We start from the raw sequence: 16,895 nt of genomic DNA, 5'->3' as shown, positions 1-16,895 counted from the left end.
GAATTTAGATTCTACTTTATGAAAAGTTTAGGCAAGGTGGAGCGCATAGTCAAGGGGGTTGGCGGGCTTTGATGTGTGCCACGGCATAATCCGCGCCGGTGGACCATCATCACGCGCCGCCGCGGCGCCTGTCGTTGCGCAGGAGGACAAGCTGCGCAGAGCTGGGCCTGCGCATAAGGCAAGCGTCAGGGGGGCTCCCTGCTAGGCTGGCGCGCATGCACACCTCGGGGGACCACAGCGGCAGGCCAAGGCAATATCGATTCGGTCGGCTCAGGGGGCGTGCCGTGCCGGGCCTGGCGCTCGCCGCCGTGCTTGCAGGCGTTGTCATGCTTGCCTACGCCGGCCAGCCCAGGGAGTTCGTCACCTCGGACAACCTGACCTTGACCGGGTCCGGCGATCTCCCGGACTCCCTGACGTTCGTGGACCCCTGGGCCATTGCCGGCGTGGTGCTGCTGGTGGCGGGCCTGCTGGTGCTCGCTTTTACGGCCGGGTACCGCATGGGCCGGCGGCGCCGGGCGCGCAGGCCCTGACGGCCCCCGTGCAAAAATGCCGCCGCTCCCCCACTCTCGCCATGGTTGGACCGGCGGCAAAAATTCCGGCTGGCGGCGCGGCTGCCGGAGCAGCGGGGTTATTGGCCGGTCATGGGTCGATATGAGGCACTGTAGCGGACCGTCGCGCCCTGCATGCCTGGGTGCGGTGCGGCGAATTCCACGTGCCCGTCGGCGCTGCCCTCATTTTCACCGCTCTCGCCTGCTCCGGCACCACTACTGCCAAGCAGGCTCCGGGTGAGGGATTCGCCCTCGGCCATGAGCTCGTCAACGGCCGCGGCCAGGTGGCAATCGTTGGGGCTTTCCCCATCCAGTGAGGCGGCAAGCACGCAGCGCCGGATGAGTTCCTTGGCAAAGGAGGCCGTGGTGCCTGCGACCCGTGCCGCGGCGGCCTGGAACGCCGGCTCCGAGAAGGACATTCCGCGCGAATAAAGGCTCAGCAACGCCAGGCGTTCCGGCTCCGAAGGCAGCGGGATCTCCACGGCCAGGTCAACGCGGCCGGGCCGCTGGGCCAATGCACGTTCGAGCATGTCCACGCGGTTGGTGGTGAGCACGAACGCTACGTCGGAATCGCTGTCCAGCCCGTCCATGGCGTCCAGGACCTCAAACAGCAGCGGCTGCGGGCCGTGGCCAAAGCTGCGGTCCTCCGCGATCAGGTCGACATCCTCCAACACCACGATTGACGGCGCCAGGGCGCGGGCCAGCTTCGCAGCCTCCGCGACGCGGGCGAGCGAGACGCCGGAGAGGAGCACCGCCGTCGTGCCTTCGCTTTGGCCCAAGAGGTAGCGGACGGTGTGCGTCTTGCCGGTTCCGGGCGGACCGTACAGCAGCAGGCCGCGCTTGAGGTGCTGGCCGTGGGCCTTCAGGGCCTGCGCCTGCCGGCCGATCCCCAGGGTGTGGTCCTCCACCCGGCTGAGCACGCCGTCGGGTAGGACGACGTCGCTGCCGGGCAAATCGGGGCGCCGGATGAACGTCACCCCGCCCACGCCGGGGCCGTAGTCGCTCAGGGCCAGGGAGATCACCTGGCCCTTGAACACGCTGTTTCTTTCCAGATGGCGGCGCACCTCGGCCAGGAAGAAGGCGGCCGACGGCGGATCCGCCGACAGGACTTCCAGCGAGGCAAAGTTGCTGCCGAATTGCGGGTTCGCCTCGCGCTGCAGCACAGCCAGCGGCGATCCGTCGTAGGTGAAAAGCCACAGGCCCAGTGCCACCACCTGGCGCTGCTCGTCGGGGCCCACGGCCTCGTTTTTGTAGTCGGGCCGGGAGAGCGGGAAGCGCGGGTACATCAACGACTGCTGAATGATCTCACTCAGTGACATGTGGTTGCGATGGTCGCCGCCGCCGACGCCCACCAGGCGGCTGTCCGGGTCGCGTGCCGCGATGGCCTCCATCAGCATGTCCAGGTCCACCAGGCGGTGCGCCGGTAGTTGCTCCACCACCACGGAAAGCTCGGCGGCCGGCGTTCCCATGTGTGCGTTGAGGGCGTCAAGGACCTGCCTGCCGTTGGGCACCACGTCCATTCCGGCCTGCGCCAACTGCACCAGCGAACCAAAGTCCTTAACGAACATCCCCAATTTTTCATCCATGGGCAGACACTAGCAGAGCGATCCGCTGCCGGCGGCGGGCGCGCAGGCCCTGACGGCTCCAGCGCAAAAATGCCGCCGCTGCCGCAAAATGCCACCGGTCCAGCGGCGGCAATTTGCAGGAGCGGCGGCAAAAACCACGGAACCCCTACGTCAGCTTGATCTGTCGGTTCATGTCCTTGTAGAGCAGGTAGCGGAACTCGCCCGGACCGCCGGCGTAGCAGGCCTGCGGGCAGAACGCGCGCAGCCACATGAAGTCGCCGGCCTCCACCTCGACCCAGTCGTTGTTGAGCAGGTACATGGCCTTGCCCTCCAACACGTAGAGGCCGTGCTCCATGACGTGGGTTTCGGGGAAGGGGATGACCCCGCCGGGCTGGAACGTCACGATGTTCACCTGCATGTCGTGTGCCAGGTCGGAGGAATCGGTGAAGCGGGTGGTCTTCCAGGCACCGTTGGTGTCGGGCATGGCCGTGGGCTCCACCTCCGCGTCACTGGTGACGAAGGACTTGGCCTCATAACCGTCGAGCCGCTCGTAGGCCTTTCGGATCCATTGGAAGGACACGACGTCGTCGGAGACGTTTTCCAGGCCCCAGATGTCGCCGGCGGCCAGGTAGGCGTAACCGCCCTCCTCGAGCTCGTGCAGTTCGCCCTCCAGGGTCAGGTTGACCTTGCCGCGGGTGACGAAGATGACGCCTTCGACGCCGGCCTCGAACTCGGCGCGCGGTGCGCCGCCGCCCGGGCCGATCTCCACGATCAGCTGTGAGAACGTGGTGGCGAAACCGGAGATCGGCCGGGCCAGGATCCAGGCACGGGAGTTCGAGAACCCCGGCAGGGTGCTCGTGACAATGTCCGTCATGACACCCTTCGGGATGACCGTATAGGCCTCCGTCACGATGGCACGTTCGGTGGTGAGGTGTGTCTGCGGCGGCAGGCCGCCCACGGGGGAATGGTACTTGGCCATCAATGAATCCTTTAGTGGGAAACGGTAGCGAGCCGCGGGTGGGCCAGCGCCGTCAGTTGGGTTCGGTCAAGGCCCGTCTGGGCCTGTACTTCCTCGGCACCGGCAGCTCCGCAGACCAGGCCGCGCAGGATGAAGTTGGCCAAGGCGCGGGCCGTGGCTGGTTCGTCCATGACGGCCCCAGGGGTCTGCTCCACGTAGTTGCGCAGGCGTAAGGCAGCGGCTGGCAGGCCCTGGCGGTAGAACGCGTACGTGGCGCTGAAACGGCTCGGCAGCTGGGCCGGGTTCAGGTCCCAGCCCTGGTAGTAGCCGCGCTCCAGGGAGCGGCGGACCAGGCGGCCGTGCAGTGCCCAGGCAGCATCTGCACCCTCACCGACCGGCATGATGTTGGTCGAGCCGTCGGAGAGGCGGATGCCCGTGCCGGCCACGGCCAGCTGCATGACTTCCTTGGCAAAATCGGCAACAGGATGTTCCATGGACTGGTATTCGGCGGAAATTTCCAACGAGGCGCTGTAGTCATAGGTGCCGTAGTGCAGCGCACTGATGCGGCCGGGAACCACGTGGGGCAGCTGTGCCACAGGGGAGGTGCCGTCAGGTCCCAGAATGAGCTGCGGTGTTTCCACCTGCACCTCAAAGCGCAGCCGGCCAGCTGGCAGTCCGTGGATTTTTTCCAGACGTCCCACCGCGAAGTCCATGGCCTTGACCTGGTCCACGGCGGTCACCTTGGGCAGGGTCAGCACGAGGCCGTCAGGGAGTTCCCCGGATTGGACCAGCGTCGAGACGAACAGGTCCAGGGTGCGCACGCCGCGGGCCCGGGTGGGGGCCTCAAAGCACTTGAAGCGGATGCCGATGAACGGCGGGGCCGTCCCGGCAGCCACTGCGGCGCTGACGGTCTTGGCCGCGGCCACGGCGGCCGCGTCCTCGACGTCGTCGCCGCGGTCGCCGAAGCCGTCCTCGAAGTCCAGGCGCAGGTCCTCAATCGGCTCGCTGGAAAGTTTGGCGGCGACCCGGGGGGCCACGGCCGCGGCCAGTTCGTCGTCCTGGCCCAGCAGGGCGCCCAGGCGCTCGAGGCCGCCGGCGTTGTTGATCGCCTCAAGGCCCTGCGCCCCCCAGTCGGCGGCAAAGGTGGTGGTGAACCTGTCCGCCGGCACGTACACGGTGTGCACAGGCTGGCGCGAGCCGTCGTCGCCGGGGTAGTTGCGGTCCAGCAACTGGTCGGTAGCCTGCAGGGAGGCATCTATCCGGGCGAGGTCCTCCGGTGAGAGCGACGTCACGTGGCTCATGCTCCAGCCGCCAGTTCGTAGGCCGGTACCGTCAGGAAGTCGGTGTAATCCTCCGAGAGGCAGATGTCCGCGATCAGGTCACTGGCCGGCTTGTAGTACTTGGCAAAAGCGTTGTCGCCCACCTCACCGTGGAGCTTTGCCGTTTCCTCGGCCAGGATTTCCTGGACAAGCTCGCGGGTGACGGTCCTGCCGGTGTCCGCGAGCGTGACGGCGTTGTGGATCTGCTGCCACACCTGGGAGCGGGAGATTTCAGCCGTGGCGGCGTCTTCCATGAGGTTGTGGATGGCCACGGCGCCGCTGCCGGAGAGCCAGACGGCGGTGTAGGCGACGGCCACGTAGAGGTTCAGGCGCAGCCCTTCCTCGGTCACTGTGCCCTTGGCGGAGGCGATGTCCAACAACTCGGAGGCATTGACACGGACTTCCGGTCGTTGCTTCTGAAGCTGGTTGGGGTTCTCACCGAGGACTGAATCGAATACTTCTCGACAGACGGGGACCAGGTCCGGGTGTGCCACCCAAGAGCCGTCAAAGCCGTCATTGGCCTCACGTGTCTTATCCGCTCGGACCTTGTCAAAGGCTGCGGCGGTAACCTCGGGCTCCCGCCGGTTGGGGATGACGGCAGCCATGCCACCCATGGCGAAGGCGCCGCGATGGTGGCACGTCTTCACCAGCAGTTCGGTGTAGGCACGCATGAACGGCGCGGTCATGGTGATCTGGCCGCGGTCCGGGAGGACAAAGGCGGCGCCGGCGTCCCGGAAATACTTGATGATGCTGAAGAGGTAATCCCAGCGTCCGGCGTTCAGCCCCGAGGCATGTTCGCGCAATTCGTAGAGGATCTCGTCCATTTCAAAGGCGGCGGGGATCGTTTCGATGAGCACGGTGGCGCGCACGGTTCCCTGCGGGATGCCGAGGTAGTCCTGGGCAAACATAAAGACGTCGTTCCAGAGCCTTGCCTCGAGATGGCTTTCCATCTTCGGCAGGTAGTAATACGGACCCTGGCCGTTGGCGAGAAGCAGCTTGGCCGTGTGGAAGAAGTGCAGGCCAAAGTCCACCAGGGCGCCCGAGCTGGGTTCGCCGTCGACCAGCACGTGGCTTTCCTCCAGGTGCCAGCCGCGGGGGCGGGCGACGACCACGGACAGCGGGGCGTCCGTGCGGAGGCGGTATTCCTTGCCTTCGGGGGAGGTGTAGGACAGGGTGCCCTGCGCGGCATCGCGCAGGTTCAGGACAGCGTCCACCACGTTTGCCCAGAGGGGGGTGCTGGCGTCCTCGAGGTCGGCCAGCCACACCTTGGCGCCGGAGTTGAGCGCGTTGATGGCCATCTTGGCCGGCGACGCCGGTCCGGTCATCTCCACGCGCCGGTCCGCCAGCGCAGGGGGGGCCGAAGCCACCTTCCAGCCGCCGGCGCGGACGCTGGCTGTTTCGGGCAGGAAGTCCAGGCCGCCGGTGGCCGCGGCACGCTCGCGCTTCGAGGTGCGCTCGGCCAGCCGCTCCTTGCGGACCGGGTTGAAGCGGCGGTTAAGTTCCGCGACGAACGCCAGGGCGCCGGGCGTCAGGATCTCGCCGGCGCGGGGAATCGGGGTAGGATCCGTGACGGCAACGGAGGCGGTGGGGAGGGAGGCGTTGGTCATGACTGCGTCCTTTCGTTCGATGATCCTGCCGCGGCGGCCACTGCGGAGGCGACGTCGCCGGCCACATGCGGGTCGAAGACGCTGGGAATGATGTAGCTGGCATTCAGTTCGGAGGCGTCCACGCGGTTGGCAATGGCGGAGGCTGCTGCGACCAGCATATCGTCGGTGATGTCGGACACGCCCGCGTCGAGCAGTCCGCGGAAGAAGCCGGGGAACGCCAGGACATTGTTGATCTGGTTGGGAAAGTCGCTGCGGCCCGTGGCCACGACGGCGGCGTGCCTGGAGGCGACGACCGGGTCCACTTCGGGGGTGGGGTTGGCCATGGCGAACACGATCGAGTCCTTGGCCATCGAGGCAACCTGGTCCTCGCCAAGGACGTTCGGGCCGCTGACTCCGATAAAGACGTCCGCCCCGGCCATGGCCTCGTGCAGCGTTCCGTCGAAGTTCTCCGGGTTGGTGTTGTTGGCCAGCCAGGTGCGGTGCGCGTCTGTGTAGGACTCGTTGCGGTTCACAGCACCATTGCGGCCACAGGCCACGATGTTCTTCGCCCCCTGGGCCAGCAGGAGCTGGATGATGGCGTTGCCGGCAGCGCCGACACCAGCGACGACAATCTTGACGCTTTCGATCTTTTTCTCCACGACCTTCAAGGCGTTGGTCAGTGCCGCCAGGGTCACAATGGCCGTGCCGTGCTGATCGTCGTGGAAAACCGGGATGTCCAGCTCTTCCTTGAGACGGCGCTCAATTTCAAAGCAGCGCGGTGCGGCGATGTCTTCAAGGTTGATGCCGCCGTAGACCGGGGCCATGGCCTTGACGATCATGATGATCTCTTCGGTGTCCTTGGTGTCCAGGCACACAGGCCAGGCATCGACATTGGCGAACTGCTTGAACAGCGCCGCCTTGCCTTCCATGACCGGAAGTGCGGCCGCCGGGCCAATGTCACCCAGGCCCAGGACCGCGGTGCCGTCGGTGACCACGGCGATGGTGTTGCGCTTGACGGTCAGGTTCCGGGCTGCGGCAGGATCGTCGTGGATGGCCATGCAGACGCGGGCGACACCGGGGGTGTAGGCGCGGGAAAGGTCGTCACGGTTGCGAATAACGAACTTGGAGTTGACCTCGAGCTTGCCGCCCAGGTGCATGAGGAAGGTGCGGTCCGAGACGTGAAGGACGGAGACGCCCTCCAATGCTTCCAGTGCGTCACGTACGCGGTCCGCGTGGGCGTCATCGGTGGTGTTGGCGGTGATGTCCACGGTGATTTTTTCGTGGTGGGACTCCGTCACATCCAGGGCGGTCACGGCTGCCCCGGACGCTGCCACGGCGGCGGCCAATTCACTGGTGACGGTGAAGTTGGAAGGGGCGCTGACGCGGAGGGTGATGGAGTTTCCGGGGCTGGGGTTCGCCATTGAATGTCCTTTGTGTGGGCCCGGAGGGGCTGTCGGAATCTATTTTCTTTTCGTATGATGGATATTATTATCTATCTAGTGGAAACACAAGCCCCATCCACCAGCTGGATGCAAATGCGGCGAGGTGCTGTATCTTTAGGGGTGAAACACAGTTTTCACGATGCGGATATTTCCTTCGGTAGATGCCGCGGTATGGACGGGCTCATGCCCAACAAAACAGGAGAAATGGCAATGGCGGCAAAGGCAAGCGGTGGCGTGCAGTCAGTCGAACGGGTGTTTGAGCTGCTCGAACTCATCACGGATGCTGGCGGCGATGTGACTTTAAGTGAACTCTCCGGCTCGACGGACCTGCCGCTGCCCACCATCCACCGGCTGCTGCGGACCTTGGTGTCGCTGGGCTACATTCGCCAGCTGCCCAACCGCCGCTACGCGCTGGGCCCGCGGCTCATTCGCCTGGGCGAGGGAGCCAACAGGCAGCTGGGTGCGCTGGCCCGGCCTCAATTGAAGTCTTTGGTTGACCGCTTGGGTGAGACGGCCAACATGGCTGTGCTGGAATCGGACATGGTCATCTACATTGCCCAGGTCCCTTCGCCGCACTCGATGCGTATGTTCACCGAGGTGGGCCGTCGAGCCCACACGCACGACACTGGGGTGGGTAAGGCGCTTCTTGCCCAGCTGGATAACGACGCCGTGCGCGGCATCATTTCCAGGCAGGGCATGCCCACACCCACCAGCAAAAGCCTGGGCACCATCGATGAGCTGCTGGCTGATCTGGAACTGATCCGCGCACGCGGCTACTCCATTGACGAGGAGGAGCAGGAGCTTGGCGTGCGCTGCTTTGCCATGGCCGTCCCGCATGCCCCCACCCCGACCGCCATCTCCGTCTCCGGACCCGTCACCCGCGTCGACCAGGCCTTTGCAGACCGCGCCGTGCCCATGCTGGAGGCGGCCGCCGCGGTCATTTCGGCGGAGATGAACAGCAACTAGCCGGCGCCGACTGGGGTGAAGTGCGCTGCGCTGCACTGGGCTTCGCTCGGACTGGCGGCCGCGCACAACAGCTCGGAGTGCGGGTCCCGCTGCTCGACCGCGGGCATCAATCGCCGTTCACCAGCCGGCGGGCCGCCGTGCTGTGTTCGGCAATGAGCGCGCCCAGGTCCAGGCCCGGAACCTGCCCGTCGACCACGCGCCACTCCCCGCCCACCATGACCCTGTCCGCCTGGTCGGCGCCGCAGAGGAGCAGGGCGGCCACCGGGTCGTGCGAGCCCGAGAAGCGCAGCTCGTCGAGGGTGAACAGGGCCAGGTCGGCCTGGCGCCCGGGGGCAATCTCGCCCAGGCTGTCCCTTCCCAGCACCCGGGCCGAGCCCCGGGTGGCCCAGCCGAGCGCCTGCTCCACGCGGACGCCGGCGCCGTAGCGCAGCCGCTGCAGGTAGAGCGCCTGGCGGGCTTCCAGGATCATGTTGGAGGCGTCGTTGGAGGCGGACCCGTCCACGCCCAGGCCCACCGGGACGCCGGCAGACTCGAGTTCCAGGACGCGCGCCGTGCCGGACGCCAGCCTCATGTTCGACGTCGGGCAGTGGGCCACGCCGGTTCCCGCGGCCCCCAGCCGGGTGATCTCGGCGTCGTCAAAGTGGATGCCGTGCCCCAGCCAGGTGCGGGACGTCAGCCAGCCCACGCTTTCCAGGTAGTCCACGGTGCGCAGGCCAAAGCGCTCGCGGCAGAAGTCCTCCTCGTCGAGGGTTTCCGCCAGGTGCGTGTGCAGCCGCACGTCCAGCCGTTCGGCCAGCTGGGCGCTTTCCGCCATGAGCCCGCGTGTGACGGAGAAAGGGGAGCACGGGGCCAGCGCGATCTGGATGACGGCGTCGTCGCCACGCTCGTGGTAGGCGGCCACGAGCCGTTCGCTGTCGGCCAGGATCACATCCGGGTCCTGCACCGTGGACTGCGGCGGCAGCCCGCCGTCGTTCTCGCCCAGGGACATGGAACCGCGGGTCAGCGTGGCCCGCATGCCCAGCGTGCGCACCACCCGGACCTGGATGTCGATGGCGTCCTCGAGTCCGTCGGGAAACAGGTAATGGTGATCGGCCGCCGTCGTGCAGCCGGAGAGGAGCAGCTCGGCCAGGGCCGCGGTGGTGGCGAGTTCCAGGTCGCGCGGGGTCAGGCGTGCCCAGACCGGGTAGAGGTTCTTCAGCCACGGGAAGAGTTCGGCGTTGGCCACCGGGGCCCAGGCCCGCGTGAGGGTTTGGTAAAAGTGGTGGTGGGTGTTGACCAGGCCCGGCGTGATGACGTGCCGGCCGGCGTCGAATACGTCGTCGCACGGCGCGGCGGGGGACTGCCCGGTACCCACCACTTCGTCGATGGTGCCGCCGGAAATGACCACCCCGCCGCCGGCGTCGAGGTCATTGGCGGAGAAGGCGGCCAGCGGGTTCTTGAGCCAAAGGCGGCGCGGCGGCGGGGGCGTTTCGGGTGTGCTGTGCATCGTGAGTGGGTCCTTGCGGGTGCGTGGGGTCGGTGGACTGCCCCGCGGGAACCCGGCGCCAATGACGAAGAGCCGGCACCCCGCGGGTGCCAGCTCAGTGTTGTCCTGCTCGTGAAAGACGCCGCCTGTGACAGGCGCTGCTTCCCATGACCCTGTCTGCTGATCCAGGTTGGCCCGACGAAAGCGGCCACAGCCACAATCTAGGCGGCCGGAGGGCGGAAGTCAACGCTGCTTTCATGATGTGAAAACAAGTTTCCAAAAAACTGTTGCCTGGTTCACAATCCGGTGTTAGTGTCTTCCTCAAGTCTATGGCGGGCGCCCAGCGAAGGGCCGCTATCTACCGGGCGTATCTTGAATCCAAACCAAGTGCACACCGGTAAGTGGAGGCCCCAGACGGGCGTCCCGCAAGGACATGAGTTGCCGGGTGCTCGAAAGTGACAAGGAAGTCACCATGAATACCAATCAGAGCGGCCAGGACCACCTGGCCCGGGCAGTGGAGTTGGCCACGGCCAACGTCCTGAACAGCGGCGGGCCCTTCGGCGCCGTCGTCGTCACAGCCGACGGGCGGGCCTTTGACGGCATCAACCGCGTTACGGCCAACAACGATCCCACCGCCCACGCGGAAGTCACCGCCATCCGCAGCGCCTGCACGGCGCTGGGCACCTTCGACCTCACCGGCGCCACCCTCTACACCAGTTGCGAGCCATGCCCCATGTGCCTCGCCTCGGCCCTCTGGGCCCGTGTGGACAAGGTGTTCTACGCCGCTGACAGGCACGACGCCGCCCGCGCCGGCTTCGACGACGCCGCCTTCTACGACTACTTCGACACCCCCGTGGAGCAGCGGCCCATGCCCGTGCGCCAGCTGGCACCCGGCGCCACCGATCCACTGGCCCCCTTTGTCACGTGGAACAGCCTCGCCACCCGGATCGACTATTAGGGCGGGCGGCGGAAATGGCACTCCTGAATAAGACCGGCAAGGACAAGGCCGGCCATGACATGGTGACCCCCACCGGCTCCGTCCCGCCAGCACGCCAGCGCGGGCTCGCACGGTCGATTGACCGCTACTTTGAAATCACGGCGCGCGGCTCCAACGTCCTGCGCGAATTCCGCGGCGGCCTGGCCACGTTCTTCGCCATGTGCTACATCGTGGTCCTCAACCCGCTGATCCTCAGCTCGGCGGACGGCTCCGGCCACACGCTGGGCATACCGCAGGTGGCGGCCGTGACCGCCGTCGTCGCCGGCGTGACCACCATCGTGATGGGCGCCTGGGCAAAATATCCCTTTGCGCTCGCCGCCGGGCTGGGCGTGAACGCCTTCGTCTCGGCCACCATCGCCACCACCAAGAACCTGACCTGGCCGGAGGTCATGGGCCTGGTGCTCATTGCCGGGATCGTCATGTTCGTCCTGGTCATCTCCGGACTGCGGGAGGCCGTCATGCGGGCCGTCCCGGCCGGGCTCAAGACCGCCATCGTGGTGGGGATCGGCCTGTTCATCGCCATCATCGGGCTCGTGAACGCCGGGTTTGTCCGCCGCGTGCCTGACGCCGCGCACACCACCGTGCCGGTGCAGCTGGGCCAGGACGGCAAACTGCTGGGCTGGCCCACGCTCGTGTTTGTGTTTGGGCTGGTGCTGACCATCATCCTGGTGGTGCGCAAGGTCAAGGGCGGCATCCTGATCGGCATCATCGCCTCCACGCTGTTCGCCATGGGACTCCAGCTTTTCACCCACACGGCCTCCAGCCAGACCGACCCCTCCGGCTGGTCGCTCATGGTGCCGGTGGTGCCTGGAACGTTCTTTTCCCTGCCTGACCTGTCGCTGATAGGCAAGGTCGACGTGTTTGGCGCCTTCGCCCACCTGGGGCTCATGTCCGCCCTGCTGCTGACCTTCACCATCCTGCTCAGCGTGTTCTTTGACGCGATGGGCACCATGACGGGGCTGGCCAGCGAGGCCGGGCTGGTTGACGAGAACAACAACATGAAGAACGCCAACCGGGTGCTGCTGGTCGACGCCGCGGGTTCCATGGCCGGCGGCTTTGGCTCGGTCTCCGCCAATGAGATCTTCGTCGAGTCGGCAGCCGGCATCGCCGAGGGCGCGCGAACGGGGCTGGCGAGCCTCGTCACGGGCGGGCTGTTCCTGCTGGCGGCATTCTTTGCGCCGCTGGTGGCCATTGTCCCGTTCGAGGCCGTGGCTCCCGCCCTGGTCATTGTCGGGTTCATGATGGCCTCCCAGGTCCGCAGGGTCGATTGGAGCGACTATGGCATTGCCATCCCGGCGTTCCTGACGTTCATCCTGATGCCGTTCACCTACTCGATCGCCAACGGACTGGGTGCCGGGTTCATCGCCTACGTCGTCATCCGGGTGGTGCAGGGCCGGGCGCGGGAGGTGCACGCGCTGATGTGGGGCGTCGCCGCGGCCTTTGTGGTGTACTTCGGCATCGGTCCCCTCCAGCAGATCCTCGGGATTGCCTAAAACAAGGATCGCCTGGAAAAGAGGGCGGCTGGCAGCCGGTCGGACGGACCGGGCCGCGACAACACGAGCGGCCCGGTCCGTCCATCCCACACCACTCAAACGGCACAGGAGGTTTCCATGGACATGAACACGATTGAAGAGGTGGTGGCCACCGCCGACCCCGCCGCCTGGCGGCCCGGAGACGCGTGGCTGGCCGGCGGCACCGTGCTGTTTTCCTACGGCAGCACCACGCTGCGCCGCCTGCTGGACCTGACCGCCGCGGGCTGGCCCGCCATCGAGGTGGACCGCGGCGGGATCGAGCTGGCGGCCACCTGCACCATCGCCGAGCTGTACGCGCTCCCGGACCGCCCGGGCCTGCCACGCAACTGGGCGGCGATGGAACTGGTCCGGCTGTGCTGCGACTCGTTTGTGGCGTCGTTCAAGATCTGGAACGCCTCCACGGTAGGAGGCAACATCTGCACGGCCCTGCCGGCGGGCCCCATGACCTCCCTGTGCGCCGCCCTGGACGGGACGGCCACCGTCCTGGAACCAGGCGGCCGGAGCCGGCAGGTCCCGGTGGCTGACCTGGTGGTGGGCGACGCCCGCACCAGCCTGGCACCGGGGGAACTCCTGCGCAGCATCCACCTGCCCGCCGCAGCCCTGAATTCCCGGGCGGCATTCCGGCGGCTTTCGCTCAGTAACCTTGGCCGTTCCGGCGTCCTTTTGATCGGCCGGCTGACACACGACGGCGGACTGGTCCTGACCGTGACCGCTTCCACCAAGCGGCCGGTACAGGTGCGCTTCGCGGGCGCCGCGAAGGACACGCGCAGTGCGGCCGGACCGGGCGCCGCGGAGCTGCGCCGTGCCCTGGACGACGCCATCCCGGCGGAGCTCTACCACGACGACATCCACGGGCTGCCCCAGTGGCGGCGCGACATGACCTACCGGCTGGCCGAGGAAATCCGTGCCGAACTGCTCGGCACCCCGAGTCACGCCGCAAGCGAAAGGCCCTGAACGATGGCCATGGACATCAACGGCACGCCCCACGCCAACCAGCCCCGGGCCGGCCAGTGCCTGCGCACCTTCCTCCGTGAAGAGGGCATGCTGGGCGTGAAAAAGGGCTGCGACGGCGGCGACTGCGGCGCGTGCACCGTGCACGTCGACGGGGTGCCCGTGCACAGCTGCCTCTACCCGGCCGTCCGCGCCGAAGGCAGGTCCGTCACGACCGTGGAGGGACTGGCCGACGGCGGCAGGCTGCACCCCCTGCAGGAGCAGTTTCTGGCCGCGCAGGGCTTCCAGTGCGGTTTTTGCACGGCCGGCATGCTCATGACGGCCGCCACCTTTGACGACGCGCAAAAGCGGAACCTGCCGCGGAACCTCAAGGGGAACCTGTGCCGCTGCACCGGCTACCGGGCCATCGAGGATGCCGTGCTCGGCGTGTCCACGGATAAAGTGTCCACGGAAACAGGGGCGGAGACAGGGTCCGCGGAGACGGCGGCGGCCTGCGGCCACACAGCGGGCGGCGGCACTTCTGCCGGCCGCCCCGTACCGGGCCAGCTGGGCGCCAACCCCGGTGCCCCGGCGGGTTCGGCCGTGGTGACCGGCACGGCCCGCTACACCCTCGACGTCGACCCCGCGGACTACCCCGGCCTGCTGCACCTGAAGCTGCTGCGTTCCCCGCACGCGCACGCCCGGATCACCTCGATCGACGACTCGGCCGCCCTCCGGCTGCCCGGCGTCCGGGCCGTCTTCACCCACAGGGACTCCCCGAAGCAGCTGTTTTCCACCGCGCAGCACGAGCTGTCTACGGACGACCCGGATGACACCCTGGTGCTTGATCCCGTGCTGCGCCACGTTGGCCAGCGCGTGGCCGCCGTCGTCGCGGATTCGGTGCAGGCGGCCGAGGCCGGGGTGCGGGCCCTCGTGGTCCGTTACGAGGTGCTGCCGGCCGTCCTTGACCCGGAGGAGGCGCAGCGACCCGGCGCACCGGCGGTCCACGGCGACAAGGATGCCGCGGCCAGCCGCATCGGCGACCCCGCGCGCAACATCGTCGCCGAACTTCACTCCGAGCTCGGCGACGTGGCGGCGGGACTGGCGGAGGCCGACGTCGTGCATCAGGAAACGTACACCACCCAGCGGGTGCAGCACACCGCGCTGGAGACCCACGCGTCCATCGCCCGCGTGGACAGCGACGGCCGGCTGCACGTGCGCTCGTCGACCCAGACGCCGTTCCTCACCCGGCGTGCCCTGTGCCGCGTCTTTGGCCTGGCGGAAGAAAATGTGCGTGTCGTGGCCGGGAGGGTGGGCGGCGGATTCGGCGGCAAGCAGGAGATGCTCACCGAGGACATCGTGGCACTGGCCGCGCTGGCACTGCGGCGGCCCGTGCAGCTGGAATACACGCGCACCGAGCAGCTCACGGCGTCCACCACGCGGCACCCCTTCACCATCGCGCTGCGGGCCGGTGCCAGGCGCGACGGCACGCTGACGGCGCTCGCCGTGGACGTCCTCGTGAACACGGGCGCGTACGGCAACCATGCCCCGGGCGTCATGTTCCACGGCTGCGGGGAGTCCCTGGGCGTGTACCGGTGCGCCAACAAGAAGGTCGACGCGAGGTCCGTCTACACGAACACGGTGCCGGCCGGCGCGTTCCGCGGCTACGGGCTGAGCCAGATGTTCTTCGCCGTGGAATCGGCCATGGACGAGCTGGCCGTGGGGCTCGGCATGGACCCGATGGAGTTCCGGCGCCGCAACATGATCCGGTCCGGAGACCCCATGCTGTCCACCTCTCCCGAGCCCGAACAGGACGTGCAATTTGGCAGCTACGGGCTGGACCAGTGCGTGGAGCTCGTGGACGATGCGCTGCGCCGGGGCGCGGAACGGGACATGGACGCCGGGTTGGCGGACCTGGGCCCGGAGTGGGTTGTAGGGACGGGGACCGCGCTGTCCATGATCGACACCGTCCCACCGCGCGGACACTTCGCCCATACCGTGTTGGAGCTGCTGGCCGACGGGACGTTCCGCGCCAGCGTGGGTACGGCCGAATTTGGCAACGGGACGACGACGGTGCACGCCCAGTTGGCCGCGACGGCGTTGAACAGCCGGGCGGAGCTGGTGGCCGTGCGCCAGTCGGACACGGCCCTGACCGAGCACGACACCGGCGCGTTTGGCTCCACCGGCACCGTGGTGGCCGGCAAGGCGACGCTGCTCGCCGCGCAGGACCTGGCGGAAGCGATCGTCAAGATGGCCGCCGACGGGGCCGGGGAGGCCGCCGCAGAATGCCGCCTGGTGCCGGGCGCCGTGGACTGCGCCGGCACGCCGGTGCCGCTCACCCGGGTGTTCCAACTGGCCGCCGCTTCGGGGCGGGCCCTGGTGACGGAGGGGCGCTGGGGCGGCACGCCGCGCTCGGTGGCGTTCAACGTCCACGGCTTCCGGGTGGCCGTCAACACCGGCACCGGGGAGCTGCGGATACTGCAGAGCGTGCAGGCAGCGGACGCCGGGGTGGTGGTCAACCCTCGGCAATGCCGCGGCCAGATCGAGGGCGGCATTGCCCAGGCGTTGGGCGCAGCCCTGTATGAGGAGGTGCTGGTGGGGCCCGACGGCGCCGTGACGACGGACATCCTGCGGCAGTACCACATTCCGACTTTTGCCGACGTGCCGCGCAGCGAGGTGTACTTCGCTTCCACGCACGACTCCCTGGGGCCGCTCGGCGCGAAATCGATGAGCGAGAGTCCGTTCAATCCTGTGGCCCCGGCGCTGGCCAACGCCATCCGCAATGCCACCGGCGTGCGGTTCACGCGGCTGCCACTGGCGCGGGACGTCATCTACCTGGGGCTTCGCGCAAAGCAGGGATAGAAGACGCTCCTGCAGTTGCGCGGCGGTGTGGCTGGACGCTCCTGCAGTTGCGCGGCGGTGTGGCTATCCCCCGGTTGCCCCTGAAGCTGCGGGACCACCGAGCAGGTGCAGATCAGACTCGGTGTCCAGGTCGGCGCCGTCGAAGAGGTCAATGCAGTCCACCAGGTCGATCAGCTCGGGGTGTGAGCGCAGGAAATCCCTGGCTCCGACGTCGCCGTTTGAGATGGCCGCCGCCTGGACGGCCAGGAGCGGGTCGAAGATGATGGGGTGGCCCCGGTGCAGGCCGCCGGTCGCGCCATGGTAGCCGGCGGCCGTGATGCGGCCCGGGCGGTGGGCGGCATTCAATCTGGCCACGAGAGCCGGGGACACCCCGGGCTGGTCCACCAGGGCCACCAGCACGTTGTGCCCGGCCCGCATCGATTCAACGCCCAGGTGGAACGATCCGCCCATGCCTGACGCCCAATCGTCATTGCGTACGAGCCGGCAGCCGGCCAGCGCTGATCCTGGCTGCTGCAGGGCCGCGACCTCAGCTGCTCCCGCACCTACGACGACGACGACATCGCTGCAGCCGCCGTCCCGCAGGACGGCGGCTGCATGCTCCACGAGGGTGCCGCCGCGGAACGGCAGCAGTGCTTTGGGTCCGTGCCCCAGCCGGGTTCCGGCCCCAGCCGCCAGCAGGACCGCCGTCGTGTTCGCCATGGCATCCAATGTATCTCCACCCACTC

Annotated in this window: 13 protein-coding genes; 6 read left to right on the top strand and 7 right to left on the bottom strand. The window is 67.7% G+C overall.

All coding sequences use genetic code 11. The features are described from left to right. Positions 1-284 precede the first annotated feature (284 nt). Positions 285-530, top strand: a complete 246-nt coding sequence (locus DMB86_RS01720) for a hypothetical protein (protein WP_113716289.1) — start codon at positions 285-287, stop codon at positions 528-530. 98 nt (positions 531-628) lie between these two features. Here the strand turns inward: DMB86_RS01720 and DMB86_RS01715 are convergent, their stop codons facing one another. The 5 genes from DMB86_RS01715 to DMB86_RS01695 form a co-directional block, all read right to left on the bottom strand. Continuing rightward, positions 629-2,134, bottom strand: a complete 1,506-nt coding sequence (locus tag DMB86_RS01715; RefSeq protein ID WP_113716288.1) for an AAA family ATPase — start codon at positions 2,132-2,134, stop codon at positions 629-631. A gap of 145 nt (positions 2,135-2,279) precedes the next feature. After that, complete coding sequence (locus DMB86_RS01710; protein ID WP_113716287.1) at positions 2,280-3,092, bottom strand: bifunctional allantoicase/(S)-ureidoglycine aminohydrolase; 813 nt, start codon at positions 3,090-3,092, stop codon at positions 2,280-2,282. Between the two features lie 11 nt (positions 3,093-3,103). After that, positions 3,104-4,372, bottom strand: coding sequence for a DUF6986 family protein (locus tag DMB86_RS01705; protein WP_113716286.1), 1,269 nt, complete (start codon positions 4,370-4,372; stop codon positions 3,104-3,106). Beyond that, entirely contained in the window at positions 4,369-5,997 is a 1,629-nt protein-coding gene (gene aceB / locus DMB86_RS01700; RefSeq protein ID WP_113716285.1) for a malate synthase A, read from the bottom strand. The genes DMB86_RS01705 and aceB overlap by 4 nt, the downstream gene beginning before the upstream one ends. Beyond that, a complete protein-coding gene (locus DMB86_RS01695) occupies positions 5,994-7,397 on the bottom strand; it encodes an NAD-dependent malic enzyme (protein WP_113716284.1) in 1,404 nt (467 codons plus the stop codon). Before DMB86_RS01695 ends, aceB begins: the two co-directional genes overlap by 4 nt. Positions 7,398-7,628: 231 nt before the next feature. Between DMB86_RS01695 and DMB86_RS01690 the strand changes: the two genes are divergently transcribed. After that, positions 7,629-8,384: an IclR family transcriptional regulator gene (locus DMB86_RS01690; protein WP_113719256.1), complete on the top strand. Its 756-nt coding sequence runs from the start codon at positions 7,629-7,631 to the stop codon at positions 8,382-8,384. Positions 8,385-8,490: 106 nt separating this feature from the next. On the opposite strand, the gene DMB86_RS01685 is transcribed toward DMB86_RS01690, so the two are convergent. Then, positions 8,491-9,870 (bottom strand): 8-oxoguanine deaminase, encoded by a 1,380-nt coding sequence (locus DMB86_RS01685; RefSeq protein ID WP_113716283.1) that lies wholly within the window; start codon positions 9,868-9,870, stop codon positions 8,491-8,493. Between the two features lie 451 nt (positions 9,871-10,321). Between DMB86_RS01685 and DMB86_RS01680 the strand changes: the two genes are divergently transcribed. From DMB86_RS01680 to DMB86_RS01665, 4 genes are all read left to right on the top strand, one after another. Beyond that, positions 10,322-10,807, top strand: coding sequence for a nucleoside deaminase (locus tag DMB86_RS01680; RefSeq protein WP_113719255.1), 486 nt, complete (start codon positions 10,322-10,324; stop codon positions 10,805-10,807). 59 nt (positions 10,808-10,866) lie between these two features. Continuing rightward, entirely contained in the window at positions 10,867-12,339 is a 1,473-nt protein-coding gene (locus tag DMB86_RS01675) for an NCS2 family permease (RefSeq protein ID WP_113719254.1), read from the top strand. 117 nt (positions 12,340-12,456) lie between these two features. Further along, positions 12,457-13,332, top strand: a complete 876-nt coding sequence (locus DMB86_RS01670) for an FAD binding domain-containing protein (protein WP_113716282.1) — start codon at positions 12,457-12,459, stop codon at positions 13,330-13,332. A gap of 3 nt (positions 13,333-13,335) precedes the next feature. Then, complete coding sequence (locus tag DMB86_RS01665; RefSeq protein WP_113716281.1) at positions 13,336-16,170, top strand: molybdopterin-dependent oxidoreductase; 2,835 nt, start codon at positions 13,336-13,338, stop codon at positions 16,168-16,170. Positions 16,171-16,233: 63 nt separating this feature from the next. Here the strand turns inward: DMB86_RS01665 and nboR are convergent, their stop codons facing one another. Further along, positions 16,234-16,869 (bottom strand): nicotine blue oxidoreductase, encoded by a 636-nt coding sequence (gene nboR / locus DMB86_RS01660; RefSeq protein WP_113719253.1) that lies wholly within the window; start codon positions 16,867-16,869, stop codon positions 16,234-16,236. Positions 16,870-16,895: the final 26 nt, after the last annotated feature.

This window comes from Arthrobacter dokdonellae (assembly GCF_003268655.1).
In the GTDB taxonomy this organism is placed as follows: Bacteria; Actinomycetota; Actinomycetes; order Actinomycetales; family Micrococcaceae; genus Specibacter; species Specibacter dokdonellae.
Note: the sequence above shows the minus strand (reverse complement) of the source record. Positions and strands in the feature narration are given on the sequence as shown.

What these genes read in the sequence shown, in the direction of transcription:
- DMB86_RS01715 (WP_113716288.1), bottom strand. Translation starts at nt 2,134, where the DNA reads ATGGATGAAAAATTGGGGATGTTCGTTAAGGACTTTGGTTCGCTGGTG.
- DMB86_RS01675 (WP_113719254.1), top strand. Translation starts at nt 10,867, where the DNA reads ATGGTGACCCCCACCGGCTCCGTCCCGCCAGCACGCCAGCGCGGGCTC.
- nboR (WP_113719253.1), bottom strand. Translation starts at nt 16,869, where the DNA reads ATGGCGAACACGACGGCGGTCCTGCTGGCGGCTGGGGCCGGAACCCGG.
- DMB86_RS01685 (WP_113716283.1), bottom strand. Translation starts at nt 9,870, where the DNA reads ATGCACAGCACACCCGAAACGCCCCCGCCGCCGCGCCGCCTTTGGCTC.
- DMB86_RS01690 (WP_113719256.1), top strand. Translation starts at nt 7,629, where the DNA reads ATGGCGGCAAAGGCAAGCGGTGGCGTGCAGTCAGTCGAACGGGTGTTT.
- DMB86_RS01710 (WP_113716287.1), bottom strand. Translation starts at nt 3,092, where the DNA reads ATGGCCAAGTACCATTCCCCCGTGGGCGGCCTGCCGCCGCAGACACAC.
- DMB86_RS01695 (WP_113716284.1), bottom strand. Translation starts at nt 7,397, where the DNA reads ATGGCGAACCCCAGCCCCGGAAACTCCATCACCCTCCGCGTCAGCGCC.
- DMB86_RS01670 (WP_113716282.1), top strand. Translation starts at nt 12,457, where the DNA reads ATGGACATGAACACGATTGAAGAGGTGGTGGCCACCGCCGACCCCGCC.
- aceB (WP_113716285.1), bottom strand. Translation starts at nt 5,997, where the DNA reads ATGACCAACGCCTCCCTCCCCACCGCCTCCGTTGCCGTCACGGATCCT.
- DMB86_RS01680 (WP_113719255.1), top strand. Translation starts at nt 10,322, where the DNA reads ATGAATACCAATCAGAGCGGCCAGGACCACCTGGCCCGGGCAGTGGAG.
- DMB86_RS01705 (WP_113716286.1), bottom strand. Translation starts at nt 4,372, where the DNA reads ATGAGCCACGTGACGTCGCTCTCACCGGAGGACCTCGCCCGGATAGAT.
- DMB86_RS01665 (WP_113716281.1), top strand. Translation starts at nt 13,336, where the DNA reads ATGGCCATGGACATCAACGGCACGCCCCACGCCAACCAGCCCCGGGCC.